1 protein-coding gene is annotated in these 2,753 nt (G+C 73.0%); it reads left to right on the top strand.

From position 1 onward, the window contains the following. Window positions 1-135: 135 nt before the first annotated feature. A partial coding sequence (locus tag ACGFIM_RS38810; RefSeq protein ID WP_393211663.1) for an SDR family NAD(P)-dependent oxidoreductase occupies window positions 136-2,753 on the top strand: 2,618 nt, incomplete at its 3' end.

Below are 2,753 nucleotides of genomic sequence, written 5' to 3'. Positions count from 1 at the left end.
CCGGTCTTCGCCCGCGCCTTCGATGAAGCCTGCGAGCTGCTGCAAGCCGAACTCGCCGACACGAACATCGCGTCCGAGCTGGCGGGTGGGCTGAGTGTGCGTGACATCATCCTCGGCGACCAGGCCCCTGGCGGAGTGCTGGATCAGACCGTCTTCGCCCAAGCCGGGCTCTTCGCCTTCGAGACCGCGCTGTTCCGGCTGCTGGAGTCGCTTGGTGTGCGGCCGGACTTCGTCGCCGGGCACTCCCTCGGCGAGATCACCGCCGCACACGTCGCCGGCGTGCTGGATCTGGCGGATGCCTGCCGTCTGGTGGCCGCCCGTGGGCGGTTGATGCAGGCGTTGCCTGCTGGTGGGGCGATGGCGGCGATCGGCTGCGGCGAGGATCAGATCGCCTCTGTGCTGGCCGGCCATGACCGCGTGGCGGTGGCGGCGGTGAACGCACCCGGCGCCATCGTGGTCTCCGGCGCCGCCGCCCAGGTCGATGAGATCGTGGCGTGGGCACGCGAACAGGGCCATCGGACCCGGTTGCTGCGGGTGTCGCATGCGTTCCATTCGCCGTTGATGGAGCCGATGCTGGCCGAGTTCGAGCAGGTCGTCGCCGGGCTGACGTTGCGCCGCCCGCAACTGGCGCTGATCTCGAACGTCTCCGGTGCCCTGGCGGGCGAGGAGATCACCGAGCCCGGTTACTGGGTGGAGCACGTGCGCCGCCCGGTCCGCTTCGCCGACAGCGTCGCCACGCTGCAGGAGCAGGGCGTGACCCGCTTCATCGAGGCGGGCCCCGACGCCCAGCTCACCCCCATGGTGGAACAGACCCTCACCCACGACGACGCCCCCGCCGTCGTGCCCCTGATCCGCCGCGACCGCGACGAGGTCGCCTACCTCGCCGAAGCGCTCGGTACGGCCTGGGCCGGCGGCACCGACGTGGACTGGACCGTCTGGCCGACCGAGGCCGGGCCGATGGGCGCCCGCATCGGCGACCTCGACCTGCCCACCTACCCGTTCCAGCATCGCCGCTACTGGCTGGAGCCCGCCCCGGCCGGTGACCCGGCGGCAGTCGGCCAGGCCGTATCCGACCATCCGATCCTGGGCGCGGTCGTGGAGCAGCCGGACGGCGGCGCCATCCTGACCGGACGCCTGTCGGCGACCGCCCAGCCGTGGCTCGCCGACCACGCCATCAACGGCACCCCGATCCTGCCCGGCACCGGCTTCGTCGAGCTGGCCCTGCACGCCGGGGAGCAGGTCGGCAGCCCGTTCATCGACGAGCTCACCCTGCACACGCCTCTGCCCATCCCCAGGAGCAGCGGCGACGTCGCCCTCCAGGTCACCGTGACCGCCCCTGACGCGGACGGCCGACGCGAGATCACCATCCACTCCAAGGACGACGCCGAGCAGTGGACCAGGCACGCCACCGGCACCCTCATCGCCACGCCGACGGTGACCCCGGCCGACCTGCACGGCGCCTGGCCGCCGCCCAACGCCGAGCCCATCGACACCGCCGGCCTGTACGACCGCCTCATCGACCACGGCTACGGCTACGGCCCCGCCTTCCACGGCCTCGCCCGAGCCTGGAGAGACGGCGACGACCTCTACGCCGACATCACCCTCCCGGAAAAGGCCGGACAACCCTCCCGCTACGGCGTTCACCCTGCCCTCTTCGACGCGGCCACGCACCTCGCGCTGCTGGCCGGTGACGAGACCGCAGGAGGCACGCCGCTGATCCCGTTCAACTGGAACGGCGTCACCCTGCACGCCACCGGTGCCACCTCCCTGCGCGCACGCCTGCACCCGGACCCGGACGGCGGCTTCCGGCTGGACCTGGCCGACCCCGCCGGCCGGCCGGTGATCACCGTGGGGACGGTGGCGTCCCGGCCGGTGGCCGAGACGGCCCGTACGGCGCCCGCCGCGGCGTCGGTCGCGCGCTGGCTCACCGAGGTCGCCTGGCGACCGCTGCCCGAAGCGTCTGCAGAGGTACTGCTCGACGGAGCATCCGTCATCGACGCCACCACCGGCGACTCCGGCGACCTGCCGGCCCGCGTACGCCGACGCGTCGGCGCCGTACTGGCGGAGCTGCAGGCCCGGCTCGCCGAAGACGATCAGCGCCCCATCGTCGTGGCCACCCGCGGGGCGGTCGCCGTCGCGGACGGAGAGACCCCCGATCCGGCAGGTGCGGCGGTCTGGGGCCTGGTACGCGCGGCCCAGCAGGAACATCCCGGCCGCATCACGCTGCTCGACCTCGATCCGGCGGCGCGGGCCGCAGCCTTTGACCCGACATCCTTGCGGAACGCGGCCATCCCCGGCGACGAACCGGAAGTCGCCATCCGCGGCGACCGGCCATGGGCGCCCCGCCTGGAGCGAGCCCGCCTCGGCGAGGAGCCCACAACGGCCTGGCCGCTGGACGGGACGACGCTGATCACCGGCGGTACGGGTGGTCTGGGCGCCCTGGTGGCCAGGCACCTGGTCGCCGAGCACGGCGTACGCCACCTGCTGCTGGCCTCTCGCAGAGGCATGGAGGCGCCCGGCGCTTGCGAACTCCTCGAGGAGCTGGCCGGGCTCGGCACCGAGGTGACGGTCGCCGCTTGCGACGTGGCCGACCGCGACGCCCTAGCCGCCCTCCTCCAGGACATCCCCGACGACCGGCCGTTGCGCGCGGTGGTGCACACGGCGGGCGTCGTGGACGATGGCGTGATCTCGTCGTTGTCGGCTGAGCGTGTGGAGCGGGTGCTGCGGCCGAAGGTGGATGCGTTGTGGCATCT

This window comes from Nonomuraea sp. NPDC049309 (genome assembly GCF_043196965.1).
Taxonomy (GTDB): Bacteria; Actinomycetota; Actinomycetes; order Streptosporangiales; family Streptosporangiaceae; genus Nonomuraea; species Nonomuraea fastidiosa.
This window is presented reverse-complemented; position numbering and strand designations above follow the sequence as displayed.